Source organism: Priestia sp. P5_B4, assembly GCF_056400385.1.
This window is the reverse complement of the sequence record NZ_JBFULJ010000694.1, coordinates 1-2,025: the sequence shown is the minus strand read 5'-3', so window position 1 is coordinate 2,025 and position 2,025 is coordinate 1. Positions and strand designations below refer to the sequence as shown.

4 protein-coding genes are annotated in these 2,025 nt (G+C 31.0%); 1 reads left to right on the top strand and 3 read right to left on the bottom strand.

The genetic code is table 11. The features are described from left to right. The first annotated feature begins 421 nt into the window (after positions 1-421). Entirely contained in the window at positions 422-910 is a 489-nt protein-coding gene (locus AC1DRF_RS24810; RefSeq protein ID WP_477741944.1) for a CBO0543 family protein, read from the top strand. A gap of 317 nt (positions 911-1,227) precedes the next feature. Here the strand turns inward: AC1DRF_RS24810 and AC1DRF_RS24805 are convergent, their stop codons facing one another. The 3 genes from AC1DRF_RS24805 to AC1DRF_RS24795 form a co-directional block, all read right to left on the bottom strand. After that, positions 1,228-1,392 carry a L,D-transpeptidase gene (locus AC1DRF_RS24805; RefSeq protein ID WP_277813720.1) on the bottom strand — a complete coding sequence of 55 codons (165 nt, stop codon included), beginning with the start codon at positions 1,390-1,392 and terminating at the stop codon, positions 1,228-1,230. A 51-nt stretch (positions 1,393-1,443) separates the two neighbouring features. Beyond that, on the bottom strand, positions 1,444-1,752 hold the full coding sequence (locus AC1DRF_RS24800; RefSeq protein ID WP_477741943.1) for a hypothetical protein: 309 nt from the start codon (positions 1,750-1,752) through the stop codon (positions 1,444-1,446). Positions 1,753-1,822: 70 nt separating this feature from the next. Continuing rightward, on the bottom strand, positions 1,823-2,025 hold a 203-nt coding region (locus tag AC1DRF_RS24795), incomplete at its 5' end, for a hypothetical protein (protein WP_477741942.1).

Here is a 2,025-nt window from a genome sequence, read left to right as displayed (position 1 = left end):
TTCATTCCCTATCGCAAAATTTTTCACTAAGGTAGGGGTTTTTGAGTTTAAAAAAATGAGACCTAAACATTTTTTCATTTTGTCGGTTTCAACTGCAATTATTATCTACCTTTATCAATCCTTAGTGGAACGAGTTATCTTTAAAGAAGTAAATCAAAATAAGTAAGATATTACATAGATTTTGAATAGGAATCACAAAAATGATCAAATTTCTTTATAAAAAGAATGATTCAATTGAATATATTAAAAGCGCATTTTAATCAATCTATTTTTCAAAACACGCTCTTTCTTTTGTACGTTCATAAAGATTTATTTTATTAACTAAATAGACGGTCTGTCATTCGATTATACATAGTATAAAAATCGTAAATCATAGAACAGCTAATACTAATTTTACGACTAAGAAAGGAGATGAAACTATATGAAAAGTAAAAAACTAGAAAGACGATTTCTAAAGTGTATAACCGTCATATTTTTAGGTAGCTTACCCTTCGTTTTAAAGAAAACCCCTATCAAAGATTCACTGTTGGTCTTGTTTATGAATGGATATACAAATGCTATCGTTGACAGGTTTCTAGTTAACCGTCAAATACTTCAATACCCTATACGATTTATACCTAAAGAGTTTAAATCGAATGTTTTATTTGATTTCTTATGTTTACCAACTGTTTCTTTATGGCTTTATCATTTAACAAAAAATGATAATCCTTTTAAAATTGTATATAAGATTGTACTTACCATCAGTTCACTATTTTTAGTTGAGTTATGGGCAGAAAAATATACGAAACTAATTAAGTGGCAAAAAGGCTGGAAATGGTATTACAGCCTTATTAGCCTTAATATAAGAGCTTTATCTAGTCGTTTAGTAATTGCAATTATTAACATTATAGAAAAGAAACAAGAGGGTTAACTTATGCTCCTACTAGAAAAAGTTATCTTGTGTCTTCCTCTTGTTTTATAGGTGGAAACTCAACTGGTTCTGCTTCTTCAAAGACGAACAAATCTAATTGTTCAGTCTCGAATAGGTTAACGGATGTTTCCCAACCAGTTAATGTAACGAACAGATCTTCATTTTCCCATCCTGTTAAGTTACCCTAAATAGATACTTCACTCACATGAGCATGAAAAGAATTTGGGAATGCTGCTCAGGTATTAGTTGTTTTTTATTTTATAACCTTTGAATTTATATCCATATACGCTCGTAAGATCAACAATGCTCTTATAGGACTAAGTAATGGCAACCGGTGTGCCTACTTCAACTTTATCATAAAGCTTTTCAATATCTGCACTGTCCATTCTCACACAGCCCTGACTCACGTATTTCCAAATGCTGCTTTCATTGTTGTTGCCATGAATGCCGTATGTATCGCCATACGTACCATTTGCGTTTATTCCTAACCAACTTTTTCTTCAAAATAAATAGTAATTAAAAGGTTTTATCATTCAATTAATGATATAGATTCTCCATATGTTCTTCTTTTTGCTATCTATAAAATTACTCCATCTTTCTCCTTGGCTAATATAATCATTAAATGTAGCATTCTTCATTACAATATGACCTCCACATTCATCTGCCAATTGTTTAGCAGACTCTTCATCAATGGGAAATGCTAACGATTCATCATTCGTAAATTCGTAACTGGATACCTCTTTCTTTTTTACATTCTTATACGAATGATATACGTAATATAATTTACCTAACTTTATAAAATAGTATGGATACTCTCTGCTAGGCAACTTACTTCCCTCCATTTCTGCATCCTTCAATTGCTTTATAAGTCACTATTACTATCTTACTTGGACTTAAAAAGGTAAAATCTTTCTACGCCAAAGGGTTACCTTTTTCATATGTTCCGGAAAGCCGTTTTATGTTAACTAAAAGTGAACATATATGTTCAGGTTTGGAGAACATGGTATTAATTAGAATGAACATCATGTTTTTTCTCAAGGTTGTATGAATAAAAGAAAAAAGCAGGTTTAATCCTGCTTTTATAGCCTTCTCTTGGAGGTATGTAGAGTTATACC